This window comes from Arthrobacter sp. 35/47 (assembly GCF_000520475.1).
Lineage (GTDB): Bacteria > Actinomycetota > Actinomycetes > Actinomycetales > Micrococcaceae > Arthrobacter_D > Arthrobacter_D subterraneus.
Genome location: NZ_KI914586.1, coordinates 158,383 through 162,777 on the forward strand (window position 1 = coordinate 158,383; position 4,395 = coordinate 162,777).

Genomic DNA, 4,395 nt, shown 5'->3' on the forward strand with positions numbered 1-4,395 from the left:
AGCCGGTGGTCGAATACCCCGGCAACGGCGCCGTACCTGCAAATGTGGTCTACTTCGACCCGGTCAGGGACATCGCGGTTCTGGCGGTGGACGGGCTTAACCGCGCACCGCTCGCGCTCGGTGAGGGGCTGGAAACGGGAGACACCGCCGCATTCGCAGGTTACCCGGCAGGCGGGCCGTTCCAGATTCAGCCCGCCAGCGTCCAAAACCGTTCCGATGTACTCGTCGAAAACATCTATGGAGCGGATCCGACGGCAGTCGACGTCTACACCCTCGCCGCGAACGTGCAGCAGGGGAACTCCGGCGGGCCGCTGCTGGATATGCAGGGGCGGGTTGCAGGCCTGATCTTCGCCAAGTCCACCGCAGATGTACCGGTCGGTTATGCACTCACACTTGACGAGCTCCGCCCCGTCGTCGAGCAGGCGGCGGCTCTCAACGAGTCAGTTTCCGCTGGTCAGTGCACGGAGCGCTGATAACGCTTAACCAAATCGTGATGGCTTGCTGACGGGAAATACTGCACCCGCCAGCGCTGGGAGTTAGGCTCGTCACATTAGGTAACACGGTCTATCCGTGCGCCATCCGGACACAGGGACGTGTCCGTCCGGTAACAGATCATCAGGAGCACTAATGTTCACAAGCAAAACAGCGCGGGGGACGCTTCCCACGAGGAAGCGCGCTGCCGCCTTTACCGCAGGTGCCGCGATCACCGCGCTGCTGCTCAGCGGCTGTGTCCAGAGCCAGCGTGAGGAGGACGGCGGCGCAGGCGGGGAAGGGGAAGTTGATTCGACCTTCGTCTTCGCAGCTTCATCCGATCCGGCGTCTCTCGATCCGGCCTTCGCCAGTGACGGCGAGTCCTTCAGGGTCAGCCGGCAGATCTTCGAGGGTCTGGTCGGCGTGGAACCGGGAACCGCTGACCCGGCACCGCTCCTGGCCGAATCGTGGGAGACGTCCGAGGACGGACTGTCCACCACCTTCCAGCTGAAGGAAGGCGTGACCTTCCACGACGGCACCGATTTCAACGCCGAAGCCGTCTGCTTCAACTTCGACCGCTGGTACAACTTCACCGGGCTGGCTCAGGCGCCGTCCGTGTCCTACTACTACAACAACCTGTTCCGCGGGTTCGCCGATTCGCCGGAAGCAGCGGTCTACGAGTCCTGCGAGGTGAACGGCGACCTCGAGGCCACCGTCACGCTCGCCAAGCCGTTCGCCGGATTCGTTCCCGCGCTGTCGCTCCCCGCCTTCTCCATGCAGAGCCCCACCGCGCTGGAGGAGTTCAACGCGGATGACATCGGCGGGTCCTCCGAAGCCCCGCAGCTCAGCGAATACGCCCAGGGCAATCCTGTCGGAACGGGCCCGTTCAAGTTCGATTCCTGGAACGTGGGCGAGGACCTCACCATCTCCGCCTACGAGGAGTACTGGGGCGAGCAGGGCGATGTCCAGCAGGTCATCTTCCGGATCATCGATGACCCGCAGGCCCGCACCCAGGCGCTGCAGGCCGGAACCATTGACGGCTTCGACCTGGTATCGCCGGCGGACATCCCGGTGCTCGAGGAGGAAGGGTTCATGATCGTCCCGCGCGATCCGTTCACCATCCTCTACCTCGGCATCAACCACGCCGTCGAAGAACTGAGCGACCCCCTGGTGCGCCAGGCTATCCACCACGCGATCGACAAGCAGGCTCTGATCGACCAGACCCTGCCTGAGGGCACGCAGCTTGCCACGCAGTTCATCCCGGATGTTGTGGACGGCTACAACGAGGACGTCACCACGTACGAATATGATCCGGAGCGCGCCAAGGAACTGCTTGCCGAGGCAGGCTACCCGGACGGCTTCGAGGTCGAGTTCAACTACCCGACTGACGTCTCCCGTCCGTACATGCCCACTCCGGAACAGGTCTTCACCAACATCAGCGCCCAGCTGGAAGAGGTCGGGATCACCGTTACTCCGGCACCGGACGTATGGACGCCTGACTACCTCGACCGCATCCAGGGCACCGAGGATCACGGCATCCACCTCCTGGGCTGGACCGGTGATTACAACGACACGGACAACTTCATCGGCGTCTTCTTCGGCCAGGAAAAGATGGAGTTCGGGTTCGACAACCCGGAGCTGTTCGAGGCGCTGAGCGAGGCACGCGGTATGACCGACCGGGAGGAACAGACCGCGATGTACGAGGAGATCAACCAGCAGATCGCGGAGTTCAACCCGGCGATCCCGCTGGCCCACCCTGCGCCGTCGCTGGCCTTCGCCCCGCGGGTCGATTCCTACCCGGCCAGCCCGGTCAATGACGAAGTCTTCAACATGATCGAGCTGAACGAGTAACAACAGGAGCGGAGGGACCGGCTCCATTGGTCCCTCCGCTTTTGTCTGCTCCCGTTCGGCCCGGTACCGCACTGTCGAAAGGACACTGTGCTTCGCGTCATTGGTAAACGCCTCGCCCTGCTGATTCCCACCCTGTTTGGCCTTTCGGTCCTGCTGTTCCTCTGGGTTCGGAGCCTGCCGGGCGGCCCCGCCACAGCCCTCCTGGGTGAGCGGGCAACTCCCGAGGCAGTGGCCAGGGTCAACGAACTTTACGGCTTCGACCAGCCGCTCCTGCTGCAGTACTTCACCTACATGGGGAAGCTGCTCCAGGGCGACTTCGGGACCTCCATCATCACCGGCCGCCCCGTCCTCCAGGAGTTTGCAACCCGCTTTCCCGCCACGATCGAGCTGAGCGTGGTGGCCCTGATCTTCGCAATCGGCATCGGCATTCCGCTGGGATACCTCGCCGCCCGGCACTACGGGAAGGTGGTGGATCACGGCTCGGTTGTCCTGAGCCTGATCGGCATCACCATCCCGGTGTTCTTCCTTGCTTTCATCCTGAAGTACCTGTTCGCCATCCAGTGGCCCATCCTGCCGCCGGACGGCCGCCAGAACCCCCGGATCAATGCCACCCATTTCACGGACTTCTACGTGCTGGACGGCATCCTCACGGGAGAGTACGACGCCGCGTGGGACGCTTTCCAGCACCTGATCCTTCCGGGGCTGGCCCTCGGAACGATTCCGCTCGCCATCATTGTGCGGATCACCCGGGCCTCGGTGCTGGAGGTGCAGAACGCCGACTACGTACGGACGGCCCGCGCCAAGGGCCTCATGGAGAAAACCATCCGGAGCCGTTTCATCCTGCGCAACGCCATGCTGCCGGTTGTGACAACCATCGGCCTGCAGACCGGACTGCTGATTTCGGGCGCGGTCCTCACGGAGACTGTCTTCGCCTTCAACGGCATCGGCAGTTTCCTGCGTGATGCGATCTTCGAACTGGATTATCCGGTGCTTCAAGGCTTCATCATCTTCATCGCGATCCTGTACGCACTGATCAATCTCATCGTTGACATTTCGTACACCATCATCGACCCAAGGGTGCGTGTGCAATGAGCAACATTCTGCCTCCCGCCGCGGGCGGAGAAGTCACACCGGCCACCGCGGAACCCACGCTTTCCGAGGGCAGCGGCACCGGCCTCTGGAAGGATGCCTTCCGAAGGCTGCGACGCAACCCGCAGGCCATCGCCGGTGCGATCATCATCGGTCTGTTCCTTCTTGTGGCCGCGCTCGCCCCTATCCTTGCGCCCTACGGCGGAAATGAGCTGCCCGGCCGGACGGAAATCACGCCGATCAACATCCCCGGGCCGGGGGAGCTGCCGGAATACCCGCTGGGACTGGACCGGTTCGGCGGTGACGTGCTCAGCAAGCTGATCTGGGGTGCGCAGGCATCGCTGATGATTGGTGTCATCTCAACCGCAATCGGGCTGGCCGGGGGCATGCTGCTCGGGCTGCTGGCCGGCGGCCTGGGCGGTTGGGTGGACAGCGTCATCATGCGTTTCGTGGACATCCTGCTCTCGGTCCCCAACCTGCTCCTCGCCGTCAGCATTGCCGCCATCCTCGGACAGGGGCAGTACGCGGTGATGATCGCCATCGGCGCATCCCAGCTGCCGATCTTCGCGCGCCTGCTGCGGTCCTCGATGCTCTCCCAGCGAGGGTCCGATTACATTCTCGCCGCCCAGACCCTGGGACTGAGCAGACGCACCATCACCATGAGCCACCTGCTGCCCAACAGTGTTGGACCGGTCATTGTGCAGGCGACGCTATCCCTGGCAACGGCTGTGATCGACGCGGCTGCGCTGTCGTTCCTCGGGCTCGGCGGCGGGCTGCCGCAGACTGCGGAGTGGGGCCGCATGCTGACGTATGCCCAGGCCGAACTGGCGTCCTCCCCGTACCTGGCGTTCCTGCCCGGTGCATGCATCGCCATCACTGCGCTCGGCTTCACCCTGCTGGGCGAATCGCTCCGCGAGGCGCTCGACCCGAAGACCCGCCAGAAATAAGGCTTCCAGTACGACGGCGGCCGGTCACCTTCGCAGG

General features: G+C 63.8%; 4 protein-coding genes. All 4 read left to right on the forward strand.

Annotated features, from left to right (window positions below; all coding sequences use genetic code 11):
* Positions 1-473: trypsin-like peptidase domain-containing protein (locus X803_RS17845; protein WP_035777925.1), on the forward strand; the 473-nt coding region annotated here is incomplete at its 5' end.
* A gap of 154 nt (positions 474-627) precedes the next feature.
* Positions 628-2,322: an ABC transporter substrate-binding protein gene (locus tag X803_RS0104655; protein WP_051470455.1), complete on the forward strand. Its 1,695-nt coding sequence runs from the start codon at positions 628-630 to the stop codon at positions 2,320-2,322.
* Positions 2,323-2,409: 87 nt separating this feature from the next.
* Complete coding sequence (locus tag X803_RS0104660; protein WP_026544231.1) at positions 2,410-3,414, forward strand: ABC transporter permease; 1,005 nt, start codon at positions 2,410-2,412, stop codon at positions 3,412-3,414.
* Positions 3,411-4,358 carry an ABC transporter permease gene (locus X803_RS0104665; RefSeq protein WP_026544232.1) on the forward strand — a complete coding sequence of 316 codons (948 nt, stop codon included), beginning with the start codon at positions 3,411-3,413 and terminating at the stop codon, positions 4,356-4,358. Before X803_RS0104660 ends, X803_RS0104665 begins: the two co-directional genes overlap by 4 nt.
* Positions 4,359-4,395 lie beyond the last annotated feature (37 nt).

What these genes read in the sequence shown, in the direction of transcription:
- X803_RS0104665 (WP_026544232.1), top strand. Translation starts at nt 3,411, where the DNA reads ATGAGCAACATTCTGCCTCCCGCCGCGGGCGGAGAAGTCACACCGGCC.
- X803_RS0104655 (WP_051470455.1), top strand. Translation starts at nt 628, where the DNA reads ATGTTCACAAGCAAAACAGCGCGGGGGACGCTTCCCACGAGGAAGCGC.